Source organism: Mesorhizobium sp. M0909 (assembly GCF_040319515.1).
Taxonomy (GTDB): Bacteria; Pseudomonadota; Alphaproteobacteria; order Rhizobiales; family Rhizobiaceae; genus Mesorhizobium.
In genome coordinates this window covers 1-23,484 of sequence record NZ_JAMYOA010000016.1, presented here as the reverse complement: position 1 = coordinate 23,484, position 23,484 = coordinate 1, and the positions used below count along the sequence as shown (strand labels likewise).

General features: G+C 62.5%; 27 protein-coding genes. 12 read left to right on the top strand and 15 right to left on the bottom strand.

Annotated elements, in window-relative coordinates; all coding sequences use genetic code 11:
• Positions 1-3 precede the first annotated feature (3 nt).
• The 3 genes from NKH83_RS22790 to NKH83_RS22780 are packed head-to-tail and all read left to right on the top strand — an operon-like array spanning position 4 to position 4,800.
• Positions 4-1,296 carry a M16 family metallopeptidase gene (locus tag NKH83_RS22790; RefSeq protein ID WP_352807605.1) on the top strand — a complete coding sequence of 431 codons (1,293 nt, stop codon included), beginning with the start codon at positions 4-6 and terminating at the stop codon, positions 1,294-1,296.
• 15 nt (positions 1,297-1,311) lie between these two features.
• Positions 1,312-1,908, top strand: coding sequence for a GNAT family N-acetyltransferase (locus tag NKH83_RS22785; protein ID WP_352807603.1), 597 nt, complete (start codon positions 1,312-1,314; stop codon positions 1,906-1,908).
• A 3-nt stretch (positions 1,909-1,911) separates the two neighbouring features.
• Positions 1,912-4,800, top strand: coding sequence for an EAL domain-containing protein (locus NKH83_RS22780; protein ID WP_352807601.1), 2,889 nt, complete (start codon positions 1,912-1,914; stop codon positions 4,798-4,800).
• Between the two features lie 25 nt (positions 4,801-4,825).
• On the opposite strand, the gene NKH83_RS22775 is transcribed toward NKH83_RS22780, so the two are convergent.
• On the bottom strand, positions 4,826-5,434 hold the full coding sequence (locus NKH83_RS22775) for a YqgE/AlgH family protein (RefSeq protein WP_254818656.1): 609 nt from the start codon (positions 5,432-5,434) through the stop codon (positions 4,826-4,828).
• A 147-nt stretch (positions 5,435-5,581) separates the two neighbouring features.
• On the opposite strand from NKH83_RS22775, the gene NKH83_RS22770 reads away from it, so the two are divergent.
• From NKH83_RS22770 to NKH83_RS22760, 3 genes are all read left to right on the top strand, one after another.
• On the top strand, positions 5,582-6,388 hold the full coding sequence (locus tag NKH83_RS22770) for a protein-disulfide reductase DsbD domain-containing protein (protein ID WP_352807599.1): 807 nt from the start codon (positions 5,582-5,584) through the stop codon (positions 6,386-6,388).
• Between the two features lie 82 nt (positions 6,389-6,470).
• On the top strand, positions 6,471-6,971 hold the full coding sequence (locus NKH83_RS22765) for a peroxiredoxin (RefSeq protein WP_352688974.1): 501 nt from the start codon (positions 6,471-6,473) through the stop codon (positions 6,969-6,971).
• A gap of 147 nt (positions 6,972-7,118) precedes the next feature.
• Positions 7,119-7,598 carry a DUF2938 domain-containing protein gene (locus tag NKH83_RS22760; RefSeq protein WP_352807598.1) on the top strand — a complete coding sequence of 160 codons (480 nt, stop codon included), beginning with the start codon at positions 7,119-7,121 and terminating at the stop codon, positions 7,596-7,598.
• Positions 7,599-7,616: 18 nt separating this feature from the next.
• Here the strand turns inward: NKH83_RS22760 and rnhA are convergent, their stop codons facing one another.
• The 11 genes from rnhA to coxB form a co-directional block, all read right to left on the bottom strand.
• On the bottom strand, positions 7,617-8,156 hold the full coding sequence (gene rnhA / locus NKH83_RS22755) for a ribonuclease HI (protein ID WP_352476676.1): 540 nt from the start codon (positions 8,154-8,156) through the stop codon (positions 7,617-7,619).
• The gene (locus NKH83_RS22750) at positions 8,153-9,115 is read right to left on the bottom strand and encodes a homoserine kinase (RefSeq protein ID WP_352807596.1); all 963 of its coding nucleotides are present in this window, start codon (positions 9,113-9,115) and stop codon (positions 8,153-8,155) included. The genes rnhA and NKH83_RS22750 overlap by 4 nt, the downstream gene beginning before the upstream one ends.
• 5 nt (positions 9,116-9,120) lie before the next feature.
• Complete coding sequence (gene ispH, locus NKH83_RS22745) at positions 9,121-10,125, bottom strand: 4-hydroxy-3-methylbut-2-enyl diphosphate reductase (RefSeq protein ID WP_352807594.1); 1,005 nt, start codon at positions 10,123-10,125, stop codon at positions 9,121-9,123.
• A gap of 107 nt (positions 10,126-10,232) precedes the next feature.
• Positions 10,233-10,988, bottom strand: a complete 756-nt coding sequence (locus NKH83_RS22740) for an SURF1 family protein (RefSeq protein ID WP_352807592.1) — start codon at positions 10,986-10,988, stop codon at positions 10,233-10,235.
• Complete coding sequence (locus NKH83_RS22735) at positions 10,985-11,371, bottom strand: DUF983 domain-containing protein (protein WP_254818456.1); 387 nt, start codon at positions 11,369-11,371, stop codon at positions 10,985-10,987. The genes NKH83_RS22740 and NKH83_RS22735 overlap by 4 nt, the downstream gene beginning before the upstream one ends.
• Positions 11,372-11,453: 82 nt before the next feature.
• Positions 11,454-12,335, bottom strand: a complete 882-nt coding sequence (locus NKH83_RS22730; RefSeq protein WP_254818455.1) for a cytochrome c oxidase subunit 3 — start codon at positions 12,333-12,335, stop codon at positions 11,454-11,456.
• A gap of 1 nt (position 12,336) precedes the next feature.
• Positions 12,337-12,969, bottom strand: a complete 633-nt coding sequence (locus NKH83_RS22725; RefSeq protein WP_352476673.1) for a cytochrome c oxidase assembly protein — start codon at positions 12,967-12,969, stop codon at positions 12,337-12,339.
• A gap of 7 nt (positions 12,970-12,976) precedes the next feature.
• Complete coding sequence (locus NKH83_RS22720) at positions 12,977-13,144, bottom strand: cytochrome c oxidase system small membrane protein (protein ID WP_502895604.1); 168 nt, start codon at positions 13,142-13,144, stop codon at positions 12,977-12,979.
• Positions 13,141-14,085 carry a heme o synthase gene (locus NKH83_RS22715; protein ID WP_352807589.1) on the bottom strand — a complete coding sequence of 315 codons (945 nt, stop codon included), beginning with the start codon at positions 14,083-14,085 and terminating at the stop codon, positions 13,141-13,143. Before NKH83_RS22715 ends, NKH83_RS22720 begins: the two co-directional genes overlap by 4 nt.
• A 76-nt stretch (positions 14,086-14,161) precedes the next feature.
• Positions 14,162-15,814, bottom strand: a complete 1,653-nt coding sequence (gene ctaD / locus NKH83_RS22710) for a cytochrome c oxidase subunit I (RefSeq protein WP_352476671.1) — start codon at positions 15,812-15,814, stop codon at positions 14,162-14,164.
• A gap of 38 nt (positions 15,815-15,852) precedes the next feature.
• Entirely contained in the window at positions 15,853-16,731 is an 879-nt protein-coding gene (coxB, locus tag NKH83_RS22705) for a cytochrome c oxidase subunit II (protein WP_254818655.1), read from the bottom strand.
• Between the two features lie 371 nt (positions 16,732-17,102).
• On the opposite strand from coxB, the gene NKH83_RS22700 reads away from it, so the two are divergent.
• The 5 genes from NKH83_RS22700 to NKH83_RS22680 all read left to right on the top strand — a co-directional run bounded on the left by NKH83_RS22700 (position 17,103) and on the right by NKH83_RS22680 (position 20,357).
• Positions 17,103-17,627, top strand: coding sequence for an invasion associated locus B family protein (locus NKH83_RS22700; protein ID WP_254818452.1), 525 nt, complete (start codon positions 17,103-17,105; stop codon positions 17,625-17,627).
• A gap of 10 nt (positions 17,628-17,637) precedes the next feature.
• Positions 17,638-18,129, top strand: coding sequence for a GNAT family N-acetyltransferase (locus tag NKH83_RS22695; RefSeq protein ID WP_352807587.1), 492 nt, complete (start codon positions 17,638-17,640; stop codon positions 18,127-18,129).
• 82 nt (positions 18,130-18,211) lie between these two features.
• On the top strand, positions 18,212-19,624 hold the full coding sequence (gene tldD / locus NKH83_RS22690) for a metalloprotease TldD (protein ID WP_352807585.1): 1,413 nt from the start codon (positions 18,212-18,214) through the stop codon (positions 19,622-19,624).
• A gap of 81 nt (positions 19,625-19,705) precedes the next feature.
• On the top strand, positions 19,706-19,981 hold the full coding sequence (locus NKH83_RS22685) for an AbrB/MazE/SpoVT family DNA-binding domain-containing protein (RefSeq protein WP_352807584.1): 276 nt from the start codon (positions 19,706-19,708) through the stop codon (positions 19,979-19,981).
• Positions 19,968-20,357, top strand: coding sequence for a type II toxin-antitoxin system VapC family toxin (locus NKH83_RS22680; RefSeq protein ID WP_254818448.1), 390 nt, complete (start codon positions 19,968-19,970; stop codon positions 20,355-20,357). Before NKH83_RS22685 ends, NKH83_RS22680 begins: the two co-directional genes overlap by 14 nt.
• Positions 20,358-20,396: 39 nt before the next feature.
• On the opposite strand, the gene NKH83_RS22675 is transcribed toward NKH83_RS22680, so the two are convergent.
• The 3 genes from NKH83_RS22675 to NKH83_RS22665 all read right to left on the bottom strand — a co-directional run bounded on the left by NKH83_RS22675 (position 20,397) and on the right by NKH83_RS22665 (position 22,827).
• Positions 20,397-20,744 (bottom strand): DUF2384 domain-containing protein, encoded by a 348-nt coding sequence (locus NKH83_RS22675; RefSeq protein ID WP_352807763.1) that lies wholly within the window; start codon positions 20,742-20,744, stop codon positions 20,397-20,399.
• A 65-nt stretch (positions 20,745-20,809) separates the two neighbouring features.
• Positions 20,810-22,051, bottom strand: coding sequence for a class I SAM-dependent RNA methyltransferase (locus tag NKH83_RS22670; protein WP_352807582.1), 1,242 nt, complete (start codon positions 22,049-22,051; stop codon positions 20,810-20,812).
• Complete coding sequence (locus tag NKH83_RS22665) at positions 22,048-22,827, bottom strand: TlyA family RNA methyltransferase (RefSeq protein ID WP_352807580.1); 780 nt, start codon at positions 22,825-22,827, stop codon at positions 22,048-22,050. Before NKH83_RS22665 ends, NKH83_RS22670 begins: the two co-directional genes overlap by 4 nt.
• Positions 22,828-23,001: 174 nt before the next feature.
• On the opposite strand from NKH83_RS22665, the gene NKH83_RS22660 reads away from it, so the two are divergent.
• Positions 23,002-23,403, top strand: a complete 402-nt coding sequence (locus NKH83_RS22660; RefSeq protein ID WP_352807762.1) for a GFA family protein — start codon at positions 23,002-23,004, stop codon at positions 23,401-23,403.
• Positions 23,404-23,484: the final 81 nt, after the last annotated feature.

Sequence of the window (23,484 nt, the reverse complement as noted above, 5' to 3'; positions counted from 1 at the left end):
CATATGGGTGTTGAGGTAAGCCGTCTGTCGAACGGCCTGACAGTCGCCACCGAAACCCTTCCAAGCCTCGAATCTGTTGCCCTTGGCGCCTGGGTCAAGTCGGGCGCACGCAACGAGCGTGACGAAGAGCACGGAATGGCGCACTTGCTCGAGCACATGGCTTTCAAGGGCACCAGGCGGCGAAGCGCCTTCGAGATTGCCTCGGAGATCGAGGACGTCGGCGGTGAGATCAATGCCGCCACCAGCGTCGAGACGACCTCCTATTATGCAAGGGTTCTGAGCGACGACGTGCCGCTGGCGGTCGATATTCTTTCCGACATCCTGCAGGAATCCGAATTCGATCCGCAGGAGTTGGAACGAGAGCAGCATGTGATTCTGCAGGAGATCGGCGCCGCGCACGATACGCCCGACGACGTCGTTTTCGATCACTTTACCGAGACCGCCTTTCGCCACCAGACTATCGGCCGCTCGATTCTCGGCACGCCGGAAACCGTCAAATCCTTCACTTCGAAGCAGTTGCACGACTTCATCGAACGACAGTACGGCGCCGAGAACATGGTGATGGTGGCGGCCGGCGATATCAAGCACGACGATTTCGTGCGGGAGGTGGAAAAGCGTCTCGGCAGCTTCCGCGGCAAGGCCGACGGCACCGTCCCGCAATATGCGCAGTATGTCGGCGGCGATTTTCGCGAGGACCGCGACCTGATGGATGCCCAGATCGTGCTGGGTTTCGAGGGCCGCGCCTATCACGTCCGCGATTTCTATGCCTCCCAGGTCCTGTCGATGATCCTCGGCGGCGGCATGTCGTCGCGACTTTTCCAGGAAGTCCGCGAAAAACGCGGCCTGTGCTATTCGGTCTATGCCTTCCATTGGGGTTTTTCCGACACCGGCGTCTTCGGGGTCCATGCCGCGACCGGACAAAGCGATATTGCCGAGCTGGTGCCTGTGATCATCGACGAGCTGCAAAAGGCCGGCGAAAACATCCTGCAGGAGGAGCTCGACCGGGCGCGGGCGCAATACCGCGCCGGGCTGATCATGTCGGCCGAGAGCCCGGCCAGCCGCGCCTCGCAGATCGCCAGGCAGTTGCTTCTGTTCGGCAGGCCGATCGCCAAGGAAGAGCTGATGGAGCGCCTGTCGGCGTTGACTGTCGAGCGGCTGACGGATCTGTCGTCCCGGCTTTTTTCGACCAAGCCGACGCTTACAGCTGTCGGGCCGGTGGGTACGCTCGCGCCCTATGAGGCGATCCTCGATTCGCTTTCGGGCACGCAGACCACTGCCCGTAAGCTTGCCGTCTAAGCCCATTCGAGCATCGTGTTCGCGCTCCCTTTCTTTCGCCGCGACCTGCCGGCACTGAAGGGCGAGCTGGTCACGCTGCGCGTGCCGCTGACCAACGACTATCGCGAGTGGTCGGTGCTGCGCAGTGAAAGCCGCGCCTTCCTCGAGCCGTGGGAGCCGCGATGGACGCCTGACGAGCTCGACCGCACGGCGTGGCGGCACCGTATCGGCCGCTACCGCGAGGACTACGCGCAGGGGACGGCGATCGCCTTCTTCATCGTCGAGAAAAGCAGCGGCAAGCTGGCCGGCGGTATCACCCTCGGCAATATCCGCCACGGGGTCGCCCAAAGCGGCCATATCGGCTACTGGATCGGCGAGCGCTTCAGCGGACGCGGGCTGATGACCGATGCCGTCAAGGTGGTGACGCGTTTCGCCTTCGAAACGCTGCGGTTGCACCGGATCGAAGCTGCCTGTATCCCCGATAATGCCCGGTCGATCCGCGTGCTTGAAAAAGCCGGATTCCGGCGCGAAGGACTGCTACGATCCTATCTCAGGATCAACGGCATCTGGCAGGACCATTACCTATACGCCCGAATCGCGGACGATCCGCCGGGCGTTGGAACAAAGGACTGATTTTTGACGAACTTTCTGCGCAACGGGTCGCTGCTTGCCTTTATGCTGGCGGCAATCGTCACGCTCTGCGCGGCATCGTCGGCGTTTGCGGTCGAACCGATCAAGATTGCCCGCGACGACGTGGCGCTCGACCTTTCGGGTGCCGTCGCAATCTACCGCAACCAAGGCGAGAATTTCCAGGTCTCGACGGCACCCGGCCCGGACGGCATCGTGCGGCGCATCGAGGTCGAGGCCAATGACGCGCGCTCGACCGGCGACTGGGCGGTGTTCGCGCTCGCTAACACCACCGACCAGCAGCTCGACAGGCTGATTGTCGCACCGCATTTCCGGCTGGTGAATTCCGGCCTGTTCTGGCCGGATCTCGGCTCGACCCGTATCGCCGCGATCACGCCCAGCGAAGGCTTTGCCCTCGACCGCCAGACCAGCCCCGACGCCGACGTGTTCCGGGTGACGTTGAACCCCGGAACGGTGATCACCTTCATCGCCGAGCTCGCCTCGCCCAAGCTGCCGCAGGTCTATCTGTGGGATCCTGAATCCTACAAGGACTCGGTCAATTCCTACACGCTGTTTCGTGGCATCGTCATCGGCATCGCCGGCCTGCTGGCGCTGTTCCTGACCATTCTTTTCGTCGTCAAGGGGACCTCGATGTTTCCGGCGACGGCGGCCCTTGCCTGGGCGGTGCTTGCGTATATCTGCGTCGATTTCGGCTTTCTTAACAAGATCATAGAAATATCCCCGGGCAACGAGCAGATGTGGCGCGCCGGAACGGAGGTGGCGCTTGCGGCGACCTTCGTGGTGTTCCTGTTTGCCTATCTCAACCTCAACCGGTGGCACGGCCATTTCAGCTACGGCGCGCTGGTCTGGATTCTCGGGCTGGTGCTGATCGCCGGCGTCGCCATCATCGATCCGGCGGTTGCCGCCGGCATTGCCAGGCTGTCCTTCGCCGCCACCGCACTGACCGGGCTCGGCCTGATCATCTTCCTCGGTATCCGCGGTTACGACCGCGCCATCATGCTCGTGCCCAGTTGGGTGATGGTTCTGCTGTGGCTATGCGGATCGTGGATGGCGATCACCGGCATGCTGGACAACGATATCGCCCAGCCGGCGCTGGGCGGCGGGCTGATCCTCATCATCCTGCTGATCGGCTTCACGGTGATGCAGCACGCTTTTGCTGGCGGCGCCCTGCATCAGGGCCTGTTCTCCGATCTCGAGCGGCAGGCGCTGGCGGTTGCCGGATCGGGCGATACTGTGTGGGACTGGGACGTGCTGCGCGACCGCGTCGTCACTCGTCCCGACGTCAGCATTCAGCTCGGCCTTGCCCCCAACAGTCTCGGCGGTCCCGCCCGCAACTGGCTGCCGGTGCTGCATGCCGACGACCGCGACACGTTTCGCACGACGCTCGACGTGGTGCTCGAGCACCGGCGCGGCCGGGTGTCGCAAAACTTCCGTCTGCGCGGCGCCGACGGGCACTATCACTGGTTTGCGCTGCGCGCCCGGCCGGTGATCGGCTCGGACGGCGAGGTCATCCGCTGCGTCGGCACCATGGTCGACGTGACGGAGCAGAAGAAGTCCGAGGAACGGCTGCTGCACGATGCCGTGCACGACAATCTGACCGGCTTGCCCAACCGCGAGCTGTTCATGAACCGGCTGGAGGCGATCATTTCGATCGCCCGCACCGAAGAGAAGGTGCGCCCGACCGTCTTCGTCATCGACATCGATCGCTTCAAGCAGGTCAATGACGGGCTCGGCATCTCGGCCGGCGATACCATCCTTTTGACCATAGCGCGGCGGCTGCACCGGCTGCTCAAGCCGAAGGATTCGCTGTCGCGCTTTGCCGGCGACCAGTTCGCGCTGATGCTTTTGTCGGAGCAGGATCCGGCTCGCATCGCGGCCATCGCCGATGCCATCAAGCACGCCATCAACAACCCGATCACCTTCGCCAAGCGCGAGATCGTGCTGACCGCCTCGATCGGGCTGATCACCTGGACGTCCACGCAGACCTCGGCCGAGGACATGGTCAAGGATGCCGAGCTTGCCATGCATCAGGCCAAGCGCTTCGGCGGCGACAGGATCGAGCCGTTCCGGCCCGCCTTCCGCACGGTCGGCACCGACCGGCTGCAGTTCGAGTCCGACCTGCGCCGCGCCATCGAGCGACGCGAATTCACGCTTGCCTATCAGCCGATCGTGCGGCTGGAGGACGGCAGCGTTGCCGGCTTCGAGGCGTTGCTGCGCTGGGACCATCCGCGGCGCGGCATGATCCCGCCGGCGGATTTCATTCCGGTTGCCGAAAACTGCGGCCTGATCGTGCAGCTTGGGCTGTTCGCCATGCAGCAGGCTGCCGAAGACCTGGCCGGATGGCAAAAGCAGATCGGCGATGCGCCGCTGTCGGTCTCGGTCAATCTGTCCAGCCGTCAGCTCATCCGCCGCGACCTGGTCAGCGACGTCCGCTCGGTGATCGCGCGAGCCAACCTGAAACCGCGCTGCTTCCGGCTCGAACTCACCGAATCGCTGGTGATGGACAATCCCGAGCAGACCGCCCATGTGCTGACCAAGCTGAAGCAGCTTGGGATCGGCCTGTCGCTGGACGATTTCGGCACCGGCTACTCATCGCTGGCCTATCTGACGCGCTTTCCGTTCGACACGATCAAGATCGACAAGAGCTTCGTGGACGACGCGACGCCGAAACGCGCGGTGCTGCTCAAATCGATGGTCAACATGGCGCATGAGCTCGGCCTGTCGGTCGTTGCCGAAGGCATTTCGGACGAAAGCGATGCGCTGGAGCTACGGCAGATGGGCTGCGAATACGTGCAGAGCTTCATGTTCGGCGCGCCGATGCCCGGCGACCAGATGCTGAAGACGCTGAAGGAACAGTATCCGCTCACTCAAGCGTGACAAGTTTCTGGGACGTGATGAGGGCTCAGGCGTGACCGGCAGCCAGGCTGAGATGCGCGAGATCGATGCCGATCGAGGCAAGGATCCGGTCGTATTTGCGGTCGATGTCGGCGTCGAACAGAAGCTCGGCACTTGCCGGGCAAGTCAGCCATCCATTCTCGGCGATCTCGTTTTCAAGCTGGCCCGCACCCCAGCCGGCATAGCCGAGAGCCATCAGCGCCCGCCGGGGTCCGCGGCCGGAGGAGATGGCGCGCAAAATGTCGACGGTCGCGGTCAGGCAGACGTCGTCGGACACGGCGAGCGAGGATTCCACCCGGTAGTCGCCCGAATGTAGAACGAAGCCGCGGCTGCGATCCACCGGTCCGCCATTGCGCACGACAAAGTCGCGCGCCGGCGCCGGCAGACGGATCGCCTCCATCTCATTCATGATGCCAAGTTGCACGAGCAGGTCCGGAAACAGCATCTGCTGCGTCTGGTTGATGATCAGCCCCATCGCACCTTCGTCGCTGTGCGCGCAAATGTAGATGACAGAGCGCGTGAAGCGGTCATCCTTCATGCCGGGCATGGCGATCAGGAACTGGTCGTCGAGAAAGCCGGGTCCTGTGGCCGTCCTTTTATGGCGCAACAAATCCATGGCCACAGCGTAACGCGTTTCCGAAGCGTCGAAAAGATGGGCGGCGCTCGATTTGATCAGGCTCGTAAATCGAAGGTCACGCAAATATGATGCCGGCTGCGTCATGAAATCATTGTGCGGCCATCAACGGACGATCAAATCACCGTCATGCAAAGCTTGAAAATCCTGCTGCTTGGTGTGGCCATTGGATCGGCGACCGGCCTCCCGGCCGCAGCCTCCTCGTCGGCCTGGTATAACAGCGAAGGCGGCAGGGTGAGGCTGGTGACGAGCGGCAAAGCCGACCAGGCCGGACGTCTCCAGGGCGTCCTCGACATTGCGCTGAAGCCCGGCTGGAAAACCTATTGGCGCGATCCGGGCGATGCGGGCGTGCCGCCACAGATCGACGTCTCGGCCAGCACCAACATTGCCGACGCGACGCTTTTGTTTCCGCCGCCGCAGCGCCATGACGACGGCTCTGGCAAATGGGCCGGCTACGACCACCCGGTTTCGTTGCCGGTGACGTTCACGCTTGCCGCGCCCGGCCAGCCGGCCGTCATCGATGCGGACATTTTCCTCGGCATCTGCGAAACCATCTGCATCCCTGTGCAGACAAGACTGACCGTCGATCCCGGCGCCGATCCGGACAACGCCGAGGACGCGGCACTGGTCAAGGCAGGCCTTGCCGCCCTGCCCGCCACGGCAACGCCCGATTTCGGCATAAACGTACTGCCGGGCGACCACGAAACCCTGATTGTCGAAGCGAGTTTTCCGGGCAGCGCCGAGGGCGCCGACTTCTTCGTTGCCGGCGAACGCGACTACATGTTCGGTGCCCCGGCACGCAGCGAAAAGGATGGCAAGCTGATCTTTACTGTGCCGATCCTCGACAGGCCGTCGACAACGCCAACCGATGGCGGCCTGCACTACACTCTGACAAGTGCCGCAGGCGCGGTCGAAGGCCTGTTGCCATTCCCGTGATGCCAACGTCTGGACGGTTGCCGGGCGCGCCTTAATTCGCTATCGCAAGGACACTCCCTTCCATTTCCAAACGAGGACCATCATGACGATCTCCGTTGGCGACAAACTGCCCGATGCGACCTTCAAGACAATGACCGCCGATGGTGCAAAGCCGATCACGACGGGCGAGATATTCTCAGGAAAGACGGTCGTGCTGTTTGGCGTTCCAGGGGCTTTCACGCCGACCTGCAGCAACAATCATCTGCCCGGCTACCTGGACAATTACGACGCCATCCTGGCGCGCGGCGTCGACACTATCGCCGTTGTCTCGGTCAACGATGTTCACGTCATGGGGGCTTGGGCCCGCTTCAGCGGTGGTGAAGGCAAAATCCTTTATCTCGCCGATGGCAATGGCGATTTCGCCAAATCGGTCGGCCTCGACGCCGACCTCTCCAGCGGCGGCATGGGGCTGCGCTCGAAGCGTTTTTCGATGATCGTCGAGGACGGCAAGGTCACCGCACTCAATGTCGAGACAAAGCCCGGCGTCGACGAATCCGGTGCGGCTCACATTCTCGGACAGCTTTCCGTCCTGGCGACAGCTTAGGCCTGGGACGGCGGCGGGCGCCTCCGAGCGCTCAACGTCCAAAGGACGCTGACTTTTGCATCGGCGCATGATCCTTCCGAAAGCCGACCCGGTTTTCGGGGCCATGTGTCGGCCCTTCGGGACTGCTTGCTTTTGAGGACCTCGATTATGTCTGACATCTTGTGGCGCAGCGTCGCGATCGGCATCGGCGCAACCGCGCTTATGGATGTCTGGGCGATTTTCCTGAACAAGGCCTTTGCCCAACCGCGCCCGAACTGGGGGCTGGTCGGCCGCTGGGTCTGGCATCTCCGGGAAGGCAAGGTCTTCCATGACGACATTGGCAAGGCCTCGCCCTACCCGCATGAATCAGTACTTGGCTGGGCCTTTCATTATGCTGTCGGCATCGTCTACGGCGTCATACTGGTCGTGCTGGCCGGGACGGCCTGGCTCACCGCGCCGACCTTCCTGCCGGCTTTTATCCTCGGCATCGTCACCGTCGGCGCCGGGTGGTTTCTGCTGGCGCCCGGCATGGGCGCCGGCTGGGCCGCTTCGAAGCGGCCCAATCCGATGCAGGTCCGCGCCCTCAATCTTGTGTCGCATACGGTGTTTGCCATCGGACTGTTCGGCGCCGCCCTTCTGATCCGCTGACACGCCAGTTCAACCGGATCAATAACTCTGGGTCGAGCGCCGAACCTTCTTGGCCGCCGATTGCCTGGACTGGGTGCCTTCCTTCGGCGGCACGGACGCGAGCACCGGTTTCGCCGACTTCGTCTTGAATGGCGCCATGCCGAGCCGCGCCAATTCGTCGGCGCGCTCGTTCTCAGGATGGCCGGCATGGCCCTTGACCCAATGCCAGGTGACCTGATGGCGGTTGCGCGCCGCGTCGAGCTGCTGCCACAGCTCGGCATTCTTCACCGGCTGCCGGGCGGCGGTCTTCCAGCCGTTGCGCTTCCAGCCATCGATCCAACCGAAAATGCCGTCCTTGACGTAGTTGCTGTCGGTATAAAGGTCGACGACGCAAGGCTCCTTGAGCGCGTTGAGCGCCGAGATCGCCGCCAACAACTCCATGCGGTTGTTGGTGGTCAGAGCCTCGCCACCATGGAGCTCCTTGATGGCGCCGTTGAAGCGCAGGATTGCGCCCCAGCCGCCAGGCCCGGGATTGCCCGAACAGGCACCATCGGTGAAGATTTCAACGCGCTTGGTCATGTCAGTCCATATTCGGAAGGAGAGTTGATCGCCCGGTGGAAGCGCATCCGGCGAATATACTCGGTCGGGTCGCGTTTCATCACCAGCCCGCCGTCCGGAACCGTCAGCCAGTCGTAGAGCCGGGTCAGCATGAAGCGCAGCGCCGAGCCGCGCGCCAGCATCGGCAGCGCAGCTTTCTCGTCACTGCTCAACGGCCGCACGCTTTGGTAGCCGGCAAGCAGCGCCGTGCCCTTGGTCAGATTGAAGGAAAAATCCTTCTCGAAGCACCAGGCGTTCAGGCACGTGGCAACGTCATAGGCGTAGAGGTCGTTGCAGGCGAAATAGAAGTCGATCAGCCCGGACAGTTTCTCGCCGAGGAAGAACACATTGTCCGGGAAAAGATCGGCATGGATGATGCCTTGCGGCAGACCGTCCGGCCAGTTCCGCTCGAAATCGGCGAAATCGGCATCGACCTCGGCCGCCAGTCCCGGCTCGACCTCGTCGGCGCGGGCGCGGGCGGCATTCCACAGCTTGCGCCAGCCATCGATGGCAAGCGCGTTGGGGCGGGTCATCGGAAAATCCGCGCCGGCGAGATGCAGTGCCGCCAGCGCCTTGCCGACCTCGCCGCAATGCGCAGCCGTCGGCCGCCGCAGCGACAGGCCTTCGAGAAAGGTGATGATGACCGCCGGCCGACCGGCAAGTGTTCCGATGACACCGCCATCATGTGCGGTGACCGGGAGCGGACACGAAATGCCCTTTCTGGCGAGGTGGGCCATAAGGCCGAGAAAGAACGGCAGGTCAGCCTTGTCGACGCGCTTCTCGTAAAGCGTCAGGATGTAGGAGCCGGTGCTGGTGTGCAGCAGAAAATTCGAGTTTTCGGTGCCTTCGGCGATGCCCTTGTAGGACAGGAGGTCGCCGACCGGATAGTTCCTGAGGAATGCGCCGAGCTCGCCCTCGTTGACGTCGGTGTAGACCGCCATCGTTGTTACGCGGCCCCGTTGACGAAGGCCATGTCGGCGGTCGTCAGTTCGACATCGCGCAACACCCGCATCACCGGAAAGTCCTCCGTCTCCGTCGCTGTTACGGCCAGCTCGATGGTCACGTCGAAGCGCTGCCTGAACGCATCGACGATCTCGTCGACGATGATCTCCGGCGCCGAGGCGCCCGCCGACAGGCCGAGCGTCGAAATGCCGGCAATCTCATTCCACGGAATTTCGGAGGCGCGCTGCACGAGAAGCGACATCGAGGCGCCGGCGCGCTCGGCCACTTCGACCAGGCGCCGCGAGTTGGAGGAGTTAGGTGCGCCGACAACCAGGAAGAGATCGGCGCCGGCCGCTGTTTCCTTGACCGCTTCCTGGCGATTGGTGGTGGCATAACAGATCGATTCCGCCGCCGGCGCGTGCAGCTCGGGAAAACGTTGCTGCAGGGCGCGAATGATACCAGCGGTGTCCTCGACCGACAGCGTCGTCTGGGTCACGAAGCCGAGCGCCTGCGGGTCTGCAGGCACGAAGCTTGCGGCGTCGGCTTCGGTCTCGATCAGAGTGACCGCGCCATCCGGCAACTGGCCCATTGTGCCGATCACCTCTGGATGCCCGGCATGGCCGATCAAAAGCACGTGGCGGCCAAGCCGCTGATGGCGCATTGCCTGCTTGTGGACTTTCGAGACCAGCGGGCAAGTCGCGTCGAGATAGAAGAGGTTGCGCGACTGGGCGTCGGCCGGCACCGATTTCGGCACGCCATGCGCCGAAAAGACGACCGGGCTCTGGCGATGCTCGGGCGGGATCTCGGAGAGCTCCTCGATGAACACCGCGCCGAGGCTTTGCAGCCCTTCGACGACGTAGCGGTTGTGCACGATCTCGTGGCGGACATAGACCGGCGCGCCATATTTCTTCAGCGCCAGCACGACGATCTGGATGGCACGGTCGACGCCGGCACAGAAACCGCGCGGCTGGCAAAGCCGGATGGTCAGCGGTGGCTTTGTGTGAAGCATGATTGCATCTTACGCTGATTGTAGGCCGGTTGATCGGACTGTGACTTCTGAGCTCTAGGCGCGAAATGAGGTGCGCGGCCCTGCCCTGTCAAGGGTAGTGGCGGCGATCATTGGTCTTTCGCCGGGCGGCGGAGCCAGGAGATAAGGACACCGGCAAGGGCGGCGGCAAGGCCGTACCAGGTTATCGCATATTGCAGATGGCTGTTCGGCAGGTCGATGACGGTGACGCCGCCGACTGGCAGCCCGCCGGGGTTGGGCGTGGCGTTCGCATCGATGAAGATCGGCACCAGCGCCGCACCTGCCGGCAGGCCGGCGCTCGAGGCCATCGCATCACGATCCTTCCAGTAGAAGATGTTCTTCTGCGGATCATTGTCGGGAAGCATCATCGAGGGCCTGGCCGGCAGCGGGTTGCGGGCGAGCCCCGTCACCGTCACTTCGCCCGTTACCTGCCCCTGCGGCCGCTTGGCTGAGTCCTTGAAATCGTAAGGCACGAAGCCGCGGTTGATCAGTACGAAACGGCCATTGTCGAGCTGCAGCGGCGTGAAGACATCGAAACCGGACTGGCCTTCCCAGGTGGCGAGGAAATGCCGCTCGCCTTGATGCAGGAAAGTGCCGGTCACCGTTACCGGCGTGTAGTCCACGTCGCCGGTGGCAGCAAACCGCTTTTCGACCTCGGCCAATGGCACGGGCGCCGAATGCGTGCGCTGGTCTATCGTCTCGAGAAGGCCCTCTTTCCAGTGCAGGCGCTGAACCTGCCAGGTGCCGAGCGCCAGCAGGATCAAAAACACGATGATACCCAGGCCGAGCGCCAATGCGCGCTTGGGCCGCGACCGGCCGGTCACCAAACCTGATGCCTCGCTCATTCGCCGCGGTCCAGTCGGCCCTCGGCCGCCTTGTTGCGGTATTGCAGCGTCAGCAGCACGCCCTTGATCAGCCGGAGCGCCGCCAGGCAAAGCACCAGCGTCAGCGGAATCCACAGCAGCAGATGCAGCCAGAGCGGCGGATTGAGCGTCACCTCCGTCCACAACGCCAGGCCGACGACGATGAAGCCGATGATCAGGATAACGAACACCGCCGGCCCGTCGCCGGCATCGGCGAAGGAATAATCGAGGCCGCAATTGGTGCAGCGATTGCCGACCGTGAGGAATCCAGAAAACAGCTTGCCCTCGCCGCAGCGCGGGCAGCGGCCATGCAGGCCGGCCGAGACCGGATCGATTGGTGGCCAGATCGCCTTGTCGTCGCTCATGCGATCATCCTAGGAGCATTTGCCGCAAAAGATAAGGCGGCCACGTCGCCGCAGCCGCCTTGTCGATTTCCTCAGGTCGATCTCAATGCGGTTCGATCATCGCGCCGTTCGATGCCCAGACGTAGATCGAGGCAAACAGGAACAGCCACACCACGTCGACGAAGTGCCAGTACCAGGCGGCGGCCTCGAAGCCGAAATGCTGCTTGGGCGTGAAGTCGCCCTTCATGGCGCGGATCAGGCAGACCAACAGGAAGATCGTGCCGATGATGACGTGGAAGCCGTGGAAGCCGGTCGCCATGAAGAAGGTGGCGCCGTAGATTGAATCCCTGAAGCCGAACGGCGCGTGCATGTACTCGTAGGCCTGCACCATGGTGAACAGCATGCCGAGGCCGACGGTCAGCACCAAGCCATTGATCAGGCCTTTGCGGTCGCCGTGGATGAGCGAGTGATGCGCCCATGTCACCGTGGTGCCCGACAGAAGCAGGATGACGGTGTTGTAGAGCGGCAGATGGAAGGGGTCGAGAACTTCGATGCCCTTGGGCGGCCAAACGCCGCCGGTGAAGGCGGTGCGGGCGTATTGATGGACCTCGCCCGGAAACAGGCTGGCGTCGAAGAAGGCCCAGAACCAGGCGACGAAGAACATCACCTCGGAGGCAATGAACATGATCATGCCGTAGCGCAGATGCAGCGACACGACGCGGGTGTGGCGACCCTCATGCGCCTCCTTGATGGTGTCAGACCACCAGGCGAACATCGTGTAGATGACGATCAATAGGCCAATGAAGAACAGCCACGGATTGGCAATGTTGAAACCGAAGATCGGGAAATCGCCGCCCTTGAGATACTGCATGTAACAGACGCCGCCGATCGCGGTCACCAGCGCCCCGACGGAGCCCAGAAAAGGCCACGGGCTCGGGTCGACGAGATGATAGTCATGCTGTGGTTTTGCGTGTGCGTCTGCCATATCAACCCCCGAGGCTTGCTTCGGTATCTGAAATCTTGTTGCGGCGGCCGTCGGCCGGCACCGATGATGCGACCGGCTTGGTCTTGTCGACCGGGAACATCGTGTAGGACAGGGTAATCGTCCTCAAATCCTTCAATTCCGGCGCGTTGACGATGTCGGGATCGACATAGAACACGACCGGCATATCCAGCGTCTCGCCCGGCTTCAGCGTCGTGTCGGTGAAGCAGAAACACTCGACCTTGTTGAAGTAAGGTCCGGCCAGTTCAGGCTGTACATTGAAGGTGGCGCGTCCGGTGATGGGCCGGCTGAATTTGTTCGTCGCGCTGAAGTGCGCCTCGGCGGTCTCGCCGATCTTGATGGTGATCGAGCGGTCGACCGGCTGGAATTGCCAGGGAACGCCGGCGGTGTTGGCATCGAAGCGGATGGTGATGTCGCGGTCGAGCACCCGATCGGCATATTGCTGGGTCGCCCGTTTGACCGTGCCGCCGTAGCCTGTCGCCTGGCAGAACATCGCATAGAGCGGCACCGCGGCGTAGGCCATGCCGATCATGCCGCCGAAAAACGCGATGCAGACGGCAGCGACGACGCGGTTCGTATTCTTCTTCGTAGGATCGGTGACTGTTTGCCTGGTCATCGTCAGCTCACATCGAGCCAGGGAAACTGTGGCCAAATTTCACGATGGTCGCGACGTAGAATATGACGACCAGCGCCGCCAGCGCGAAACCGATTGCGGCCGAGCGATTGCGGCGCGCCTTCTGCTGACGGTCGGTCAGCGTGACCAGTTCAAGCTTCTTTTCGGCCATGCTCATGCTCCGCCGATGGTCAGCGCGCGCGCGACGACGCAATCGCCAAGGTAGGTGGCGAAGATAGCGAAGAGATAAAGCAGCGAATAGCCGAACAAGGCCTTGGCCGGCTTCATCGCCCTGTCGTCATCGGCCATTTGCAGCACCTTCCACGCATACCAGACGAAGCCGGCGCCGAGCAGCAATGCAACGATGCCATAGGCCGGCGTGGTGAAGCCAAGAACCCATGGCAGCACGCCAACCGGCGCGAGGACCAGCGCATAGGCAAAGATCTGGCACCTGGTCGCGGGATGGCCGGCGACGTTCGGCATCATCGGAATGCCTGCCTTGGCGTAGTCCTCCGACTTGAACAGCGCGAGCGCCCAGAAATGCGGTGGCGTCCACAGGAAGATGATCAGGAACAGTACCAAGCTTTCGAGGCTGACCGATCCGGTTACCGCCGCCCAGCCGATGACCGGCGGAATGGCGCCGGCAGCACCGCCGATGACGATGTTCTGCGGCGTCCAGCGCTTCAGCCACATCGTATAGATGACAGCATAGAAAAAGATGGTGAAGGCTAGAAGCGATGCGGCCAACCAGTTGACCAGCACGCCGAGGGTCATCACCGACAGAACCGACAGCACCAGCCCGAAGCTCAATGCCTCGCCTGGCCGGATGCGGCCGGCCGGCACGGGACGGCCGGCGGTGCGCGTCATCACCGCATCGATGTCTGCGTCGTACCACATGTTGAGCGCACCGGACGCGCCAGCACCAATGGCAATAGCCAGGATCGCGATCACCGCCAGCAGCGGATTGATGGTCACCGGAGCGGCGACCATGCCGACAAACGCGGTGAACACCACCAGCGACATGACGCGCGGCTTCAGCAGAGCGAAGAAATCGCCCGCCGTCGCTTCCGAGATGCGGAAGCCTGGCTCGTCAATCAGTCTGTCTTCGGCAAGGGCCATGCGTACTTAGAGTCCATGATTCCGTTGGCCAAAACCGCCGGTCGGCCGGCGGTTCCGTATTAAAGGAGGCAACCGCCTACTTGATCTTCGGCAACTGTTCCCACTGGTGGAACGGCGGCGGCGAAGGCAGCTGCCATTCCAGCGTGGTCGCACCCTCGCCCCAAGGATTGGCGCCGGCGACACGCTTCTTCTGGAACGCCTCGAAGACGCCGAACAGGAAGATGACGACGCCGACAGCCGAGATGTACGAGCCGTAGGACGACACCATATTCCAGCCGGCGAAGGCATCCGGATAGTCGATATAGCGACGCGGCATACCGGAAAGGCCGAGGAAGTGCTGCGGGAAAAAGACCAGGTTGACGCCGACGAAAGTGACCCAGAAGTGGGTGTTGGCGATCACGGGCGAATACATGTAGCCGGTCATTTTCGGGAACCAGTAGTACCAGCCGGCGAAGATGGCGAAGACCGCGCCCAGCGACAGCACGTAGTGGAAGTGCGCGACCACGAAATAGGTGTCGTGCAGCGGGCGGTCGAGGCCGGCATTGGCCAACTGCACGCCGGTGACGCCGCCAACAGTGAACAGGAAGATGAAGCCGATCGCCCACAGCATCGGCGTCTTGAGCGAGATCGACCCGCCCCACATAGTGGCGATCCACGAGAATATCTTCACACCCGTCGGCACCGCGATGACCATGGTGGCAAAGACGAAATAGCGCTGTGTGTCGAGTGACAGGCCCGTCGTGTACATGTGGTGGGCCCAGACGATGAAGCCCACCGCGCCGATGGCAACCATCGCATAGGCCATGCCTAGATAACCGAACACCGGCTTCCTCGAAAAGGTCGAGATGATGTGGCTGATGATGCCGAAACCCGGGAGGATCAGAATGTAGACCTCCGGATGGCCGAAGAACCAGAACAGGTGCTGGAACAGGATCGGATCGCCGCCGCCGTCCGGGGCGAAGAAGGTGGTGCCGAAATTGCGGTCGGTCAACAGCATGGTGATGCCGCCGGCCAAAACTGGAAGCGACAGAAGCAGCAGGAAGGCGGTGATCAACACCGACCAGGCGAACAGCGGCATCTTGTGCATGGTCATGCCGGGCGCGCGCATGTTGAAGATGGTGGTGATGAAGTTGATGGCGCCAAGAATCGAGGAGGCGCCGGCGATGTGGATTGAAAGGATCGCCAGGTCCATGGCCGGTCCGGGCTGGCCCGATGTCGATAGCGGCGGATAAAGCGTCCAGCCGCCGCCGACGCCGTAGGCGCCGGGCGCACTCGGGACGAAGGCCGAGATAATCAGCAGGATGAAAGCCGGCGGCAGCAGCCAGAACGAGACGTTGTTCATGCGCGGGAAGGCCATGTCCGGCGCACCGATCATGATCGGCACCATCCAGTTGGCAAAACCGCCTATCAGCGCCGGCATAACCATGAAGAAGATCATGATCAGCGCATGCGCCGTGGTGAAAGCATTGTACATGCTCTTGCCGCCGTCGATGGCGGCGTCACCATTCATGCCGTAGACCATCTGCGCCAGGCCAGTGAATATCTGGATGCCCGGCTCCTGCAATTCCATGCGCATGACGACCGACAAGGCGCCACCGATGCAGCCCGCCATGATCGCGAAGATCAGATAAAGCGTGCCAATGTCCTTGTGGTTGGTCGAATACACCCACCGGACCCAGCCATGATACGGCTTGTGGTCGTGGTCGTCGTGAACTGCAGCGTCTGCCATGATCGGCTCCGTTCCCTGAATCTTTTCTGGTCGCGGCATCAGTTGCCGGCGGCCGCTACCTTGTTCGTGCCATCGACCTCGGCCATCAGCGCCTTGTTGGCGCCGGGAAGGTCGGTCTTGGCTGCCGCCAGCCAGGTCTTATATTGCGCATCTGAGACGACGCGAATAGCGATCGGCATGAAGGCGTGGTCCTTGCCGCAGAGTTCCGAACACTGGCCATAATAGAGGCCTTCCTTGTCGGCCTTGAACCACACTTCGTTGATGCGGCCCGGCACCGCATCGGTCTTGATGCCGAAGGACGGCATGGCAAAGGCGTGAATGACATCGGTCGCCGTCACCAGCACCCGGGTCATGGTGTTGACCGGCACCACCATCTCATTGTCGACGGCGAGCAGGCGCGGATACGCGGCGCGATCTTCCTTGCCGGCAGCAGCCCTGTCGGCATCCTGAAGGATCGCGGAATTGAAGGAAAGCGTATTGTCGACCTGGTATTCGTAGTCCCAGTTCCACTGATTTCCGGTCGCCTTGACGGTCAGCTTGGCTTCTTCCGGCGGCGTGTACTGCGCGGTCAGCAGCTGGAACGAGGGAATGGCGAGACAGAGCAGGATGACGACGGGACCGACAGTCCAGATGACCTCGATCAGGGTGTTGTGGCTGGTGCGCGACGGGGTCGGGTTGACGCTCGCCCGGAACCGCAAAATGCAGTAGGCGATCAGGAAAAGCACCAAGGCGGTGATCACTATGATGAACGCGAACGAGTAGTTCCCGAACCACTCGATCTGCCTCATAATGTCGGTCGCCGCAGGCTGAAAACTGGTTTCCCAAGGCTGGGGCTGGGCTGCACGAGCCGATGCAGCGGCAAACAACGTGGCGGCGGCACTAGCTACGATTTTGGCGGTTGCCAGGAATTTTCTCATCGCCCTCGTCATCTCCCAGTTCCTCGCGATCGGACCGCAAGAATGTCGAACAATGCCGAGACGGGAATCCCGGACAATTCAAGGCTGGTTCAAACCATACTCTATTTGCCTCCGCAAGAAAGGAGCGCCGGAACCCGTGCGGCATTTTTGCGCGCAAGCGCGGCGCTGGCTTCGTGCGGTGACGGCTCGCCGCGAATCACCAGAGCGGCATCCGAGTAGAATGAGCCGCGCGGCGCGCGGAATCGTCGCAATTAGGGCGAAATTGGCACGGAAAAGCGCATTGTCGCCTGTGTCGGGGCAGATCGCCGGGGTCTCGTCCTTTACTTGAGTTTAGTGCGGCTTAAAGTGCCGTGATTCGCAATGGAGCCGTCATGAACCCTTGGCTTTCGAGAACCTTGGCGAAGGTCATCCTTGTTGCCGCCGCAATAGCCTTGCCCGGCGCCGGCTTGGCCAATGCCGCGCAGCCAAGCGGCACCGTGAAGTCGACGCATGGGGCGTGGTCGATCATCTGCGATACGCCGGCCGGTGCTACGTCCGAACAATGCGTGATGATGCAGAACGTCGTCGCCGAGGACCGCCCGGAAATGGGTCTTTCCGTGGTCGTGCTGCGTACAGCCGACAATAAGGCCGAAATCCTTCGCGTGCTGGCGCCGCTCGGTGTGCTGTTGCCCAACGGGCTCGGCCTCAATGTCGACGGCAAGGATATCGGCCGCGCCTATTTCGTGCGCTGTTTCCAGGACGGCTGCTACGCCGAGGTCATCCTGGAAAAGCCGCTGCTCGACACGCTGAAGACCGGTACGTCCGCCACCTTCATCGTCTTCCAGACGCCGGAAGAGGGTATCGGCATTCCCGTCGACCTCAAGGGTTTCGCCGACGGCTTTGCCGCCCTGCCTTGAGGCTGCACGTTTGACGCTGAAACTGCTCGATGCGGACGACTTCGAGATATTCAAGCGAATTCGCCTGGAGGCTTTGCGCGCTGCGCCCGAAGCCTTCGCCAGCAGCGCAGCGGAATGGGAGCAACTTCCCGACGAGGAATGGCGGCGGCGCCTGACGAACAACCTGGTCGTCGTCAGCTTTCGGAGCGGGGAGCCTGTCGGCATAATGGGCCTGATGCGCCAGCCGGCCAGCAAGATGATGCACCGCGCGACGATCGTCATGGTCTATTTGCGCGGCAGCGAGCGTGGCGGCGGATACGCCGTCAAGATGCTCAATCTGCTGCTCGATCACGCCCGAGCATTGGGCATAAGGCAGGTCGAGCTGGCTGTAAGTGCTGAAAATCCAGCGGCCATACGATTCTATCAACGAGAAGGTTTTCACGAAATAGGCTGCATACCGGCCGCCTTTCTTCATGAAGGCAGGGAGATCGACGAAATCATGATGGCACGCCGCGTGACTTAGGTCGTGGTGTTCCACCGTGAAGTTGCCGAACGGCGCCCAGGCGCCTACATGCCGTAAAATCACTTATCAAGAGGCCAGCGCCATGAACAGCCTGATCGGCCAATTCGACATTTCCGACGATCGCATCAAGCAGATCGTCGCCCAGACTATAAACGGCGCCGACGACGGTGAACTGTTTCTCGAATACAGCGAAAGCGAAGCGCTAATGTTCGACAATGGCAAGCTGAAGACCGCCAATTTCAACACCGACCAGGGTTTTGGCCTGCGCGCAGTCGCCGGCGAGGCCAGCGGCTACGCCCATTCCAGTGATCTCTCCGAAGCCTCGCTGCTGCGCGCCGCCGATGCGGTTTCGACGGTGAAGAGCGGCTATTCCGGCACGCTTGCTGCGGCTCCCGCCCGCACCAACCGCCATCTCTACGGCGACGGAAACCCTATCCCCTCGCCTTCCTTCGAGACCAAGGCCAAGCTGCTTCAGGAAATCGATGCCTGGCTGAGGGCCGAGGATTCGCGCGTCCGACAGGTGACGGCATCGCTCGCCGCCTCCTGGCAGCATGTCGAGATCGTGCGCGCTGATGGCCAGATGGTCCGCGACATCCGCCCGCTGGTCAGGATCAACGTGTCGGTGGTGGTCGGCGACGGTGACCGCCAGGAGAGCGGCTCCTACGGCATGGGCGGGCGCAAGGATTTTGGCGAGTTCCTGATCGAGGACAGCTGGAAGCATGCGGCCAAGGAGGCGCTGCGGCAAGCACTGGTTAATCTCGAAGCGGTTCCCGCGCCTGCCGGCACTTTCGACATCGTGCTGTCGAGCGGCTGGCCGGGCGTCATGCTGCACGAGGCCGTCGGCCACGGGCTGGAAGGCGATTTCAACCGCAAGAAGACATCTGCCTTCGCCGGCCTGCTTGGCCAGCAGGTGGCGGCGAAAGGCGTCACCGTCGTCGACGACGGCACCATTCCCGAGCGGCGTGGTTCGCTGACCGTTGACGATGAGGGCACGCCTTCTGCCCACAACGTGCTGATCGATGATGGCAAGCTGGTCGGTTACATGCAGGATCGCCAGAACGCGCGTCTGATGGGCATGAAAGCCACCGGCAACGGGCGGCGCCAAGGTTACGCACACGAGCCGATGCCGCGCATGACCAATACCTACATGACCGCAGGCGACATGGAGCCGGAGGAAATCATTGCCTCGGTCAAGAATGGCATCTATGCCGTGTCGTTCGGCGGCGGCCAGGTCGACATCACTTCGGGCAAGTTCGTGTTCGGCTGCACCGAGGCCTACATGATCGAGAACGGCAAGGTAACGCAGCCGATCAAGGGCGCCATGCTGATCGGCAACGGGCCGGATGCCATGCATCGTGTGGCGATGATCGGCAACGACATGAAGCTCGACACCGGCATCGGCATGTGCGGAAAGGCCGGACAGGGCGTGCCGGTCGGCGTCGGCCAGCCGCATCTCAGGATGAACCAGATGACGGTCGGCGGCACCAGGGTTTGATGCGGCCGGCTTCGAACACCCTGTCCGTCCTGTCGATTTTCACTTATCTTACGTTCGTCTTACATCCAGAGGAGCGCCATCATGGCTGCCGCGGAAAAGCTCGTGACCACCGTCTCGACCAAGGGACAGGTCATCCTGCCCAGTTCGATCCAGAAACGGAGAGAATGGGACGCCGGCACACGGCTTCTGGTCGAAGATACCCCGGAGGGCGTGCTACTGAAGCCTGCGCCAGTCTTCGCCGAGACGCGGCCAGAGGACGTGTTTGGATCGCTGCGCTATAGCGGCAGGCCGAAGACGTTGGAAGAAATGGACGCGGGCGTGCTCGCCGAAGCGCGGCGGCGCCATGCTCGCGATTGATACCAACCTGATCGTCCGCTACCTGACGGACGATCACCCGACTCGGTCTTCCCGCGCCCGCGCGTTGATCGATAGCCAGCCAGTCTTTGTCGCCGTCACGGTAATGCTGGAGGTCGAGTGGGTGTTGCGCAGCGCCTACGGTTTGGCACCGCTCGAAATCGCCCGCACGCTACGGGCGTTTAGCGGGCTCCCTACGGTAGAGGTGGAAGACGGGACGGTCGTGTCGTCCGCGCTCGACCTCTCGGAAAGGGGATTGGATTTCGCTGATGCGCTGCATCTGGGCAAATCTGCTCACTGCGTTGGCTTCGCGACTTTTGATCGTAAGTTCGTCACGGCAGCGCAGGCGGCTGGATATGACGGCGTGCAAGAAGCATAGCAGTTTATGGCCACCCAGCCTGGCATGAAGGCGCGCCGTTCAGGCATAGATACCGGAACGAGCGGCCTTCAGGTAAGCGAGATTATCCGTCTTGCCTTCGCAAACCAGATCATAGGCGGTCTTTCCCACCCAGCCGGGATCGGCTGATGTTTTGAACCAGATCGCTGCACGCACTTGATCGCCGGTCATCTCGCCGGCCGTCGCCAGAATACGAATGATGGGGCTCAATGCGGCGTCGACCTTGCGCGCTCCGGTCTTAGCGGCAAACGTGTTGCGGGCGATGCCGCTCAGGCCCGCCAGTTCGGTCATAGTGACCCCGAGCAGTCCAGCCACCCGCTTCGACGAGAGAAACGGCGTCCGCTCCTCGCCGCAGCGCGATGCCGAAATTTGACCGGCGTACGCTCAAATGCGCTTTTCTAGTGCGCATTTCACGCCCGATAAATGCAGCTAGACTAGCGCCTTCTCTTGGGCTTCTCCAGCAATGCCACTGCCTCGACATGTGGCGACCACAGGAACTGGTCGATCGGGGTTACGCTCTTCAAGGCGTAACCGCCATCGAGGAGGATGCGAAGATCCCGCGCCAGCGTTGCCGGATTGCAGGACACCGCGGCGACGAGCGGCACGTCGGAGCGCGCGATCTGCTTCGACTGGTCCTCGGCGCCGGCGCGGGGCGGGTCGAAGACTACGCCGTCAAAGGCATTCAACTCCTTGAATGTGAGCGGCCTCCGGAACAGGTCGCGACGTTCGCCGGTCACCCGCTTCAGGCCGCTGGCGAAACGGAATGCCCGGTCGAGCGCCGCGAGTGCTGCCGCATCGCCTTCCACCGCGTGAACCTCCGATCTTGCGGCCAGGCGCAGCGCGAAGCTGCCGCAGCCGGCGAAGAGATCGGCGACCTTTTTGGCGCGCGCGAAATGCTGGCCGACAATGTTGGCCATCGCCCGTTCGGCAGCCTCGGTCGCCTGCAGGAAAGCGCCCGGAGGCAGTGCGACGGTGACGCCATCAAACAGGACGACCGGTTTCTTTGGTTCGATAATGATCTCGCCGTCGACCGACAGCCTGGCTAGCCCCTCGGCGATGACGAAGTTGGACGCGACGCGGCGCTGGTTCTCGCCGAGCTTGCCGGAATCGTGAACCGCGACATCAAGGCCGGAACCGGTCACCGTTACCGCCATGTGGAACGATTTGGTCGTGGTGCAGATCAGCCCGGCAAGCATCCTCAAACGGTCGAGCGCAGCGACGATCTGCGGCAGCGAGATCGGGCATTCCTCGATCGAGATGATCTCGGATGACAGCGCGCGAACAAAGCCGAACTGAATTCCCGCCTCGCTCCGCCGGGCGGTGAAGACGACGCGGCGGCGCGTGTGCGGCGCGCATGGCACCAGCGCGCCGACATCGCAGGCGATGCCCTTGCTCTTCAGCGCATGCACGACCTTTTCGCGCTTCCACCGGTGATAGGCTTCAGTCTCGAGATGCTGGACGGCGCAGCCGCCGCATGCGCCGAAATGCCGGCACGGCGGATCGACCCGCAACGGCGAAGCCTCAAGGACCGACATCAAGGTGGCGCGATCTTTCTCCCGCGCGGCGGTGACGACCTCTCCCGGCAGCGCGAACGGAATGAAAACCTCGCCGGTTTCCGTCTCGGCGATGCCGTCGCCCTGCGAGCCCAACCTTGCGATCGTGAAACGGGTGTTCATCGCTTCTGGGTCTCGACGTCCTTGATGCCGCCGAGCAGGAACTCGCGGTTGCCGTCGCCGCCTTCTATCGGCGACAGATGCAGCCCCAGCGAGCGCCAGCCGGGAATGGCATCGAGCCAGTCCTGCATCAGGCCGGCAATGCGCGCCGCATCATAGGGGTCCTTCAACAGGCCGCCCTTGCCGATCGCCTCGCGGCCGGCCTCGAACTGCGGCTTGACCAGAAACACAGCCTTTGCGCCGTTCCTGGCCAAGGCAAGCGCCGGCGGCAGCGCCTGTTTCAGCGAGATGAAGCTGACGTCCGAGACGATGAAATCCGGCACACGGCCGCCGAGATCGGCTGCCGACAGTTCGCGCGCATTCAGGCCTTCAATTACCGTCACGCGCGGATCGCCAGCAACGTCGGAGTGCATCTGGCCGTGCCCGACATCGATCGCCGTGACATGCGCCGCGCCGCGTTCGAGCAGCACCTGCGTGAAGCCGCCGGTCGAGGCGCCGACATCGAGGGCTTCGCTGCCGGTGGGGTCGAGGCCGAAATGGTCGAGACCAGCCTTCAGCTTCAGTGCGGCGCGCGACACGTAACCTTGCGCCGGATCGTCAACGACGATGTTGCACTCAGGCAGAACGGCCTGGCTTGGCTTGCGGGCGACGATGCCATCGACCGTCACGGTGCCGCGCGCCACGGCATCGCGGGCACGCGAGCGGCTGGCAAACAGGCCGCGCTGGACGAGCAATTCGTCGAGCCTCTGGCGTATGCTGGCTGGCGGAAGGGAAGTCATCGGCCTTCATGGCGAATGCCAACGATGATGGCAAGGATATTGGCGATGAGACAAGGCATGGCTGGAAAAGCGGTGAACGCATCAAGCCGCTCCGCTCCCAGTCGAACCTCGCGCCAGGCGCGACGCAATGCTAAGAACGAGATGCCGTTTTGTGGTCGAAACGCGGAGGAGGAAATGCTGACGGGAACCTGCCACTGCGGTGCCGCCCGCTGGACCCTGGAGGGCGATCCCGGTTCGGTCACTGCCTGCAACTGCACACTTTGCCGCCGCTACGGCACGCTCTGGGCTTACGACTATGTCGACGAACGCATCCGCCTTGCGGGGCCCGTAAGCGCCTATAGTCGCGTCGGAAAGGCTCATCCTTCACTTGAGATTCTCTTCTGTCCAACGTGCGCTTGCGTCCTGGCCTGGCGCGGTTTGCGTCCCGATGCGGCTGGGCGCTACCGCATCGCCGTCAATGTGAGGCTTGCGCCGCCCGAGGCCGTCGCCGATCTCCCGATCGACCATTTCGATGGTCTCGATACATTCGAGGATTTGCCGAGAGATGGTCGCTGCGTGCGGGATATGTGGTTCTAGAGCGGTTCCTGATTTGACGGAATCGAAGGGGATTCCCGATCAGTCGGTTCTGTGATTCAAGATGCTGGCTGGAGTGGAGGC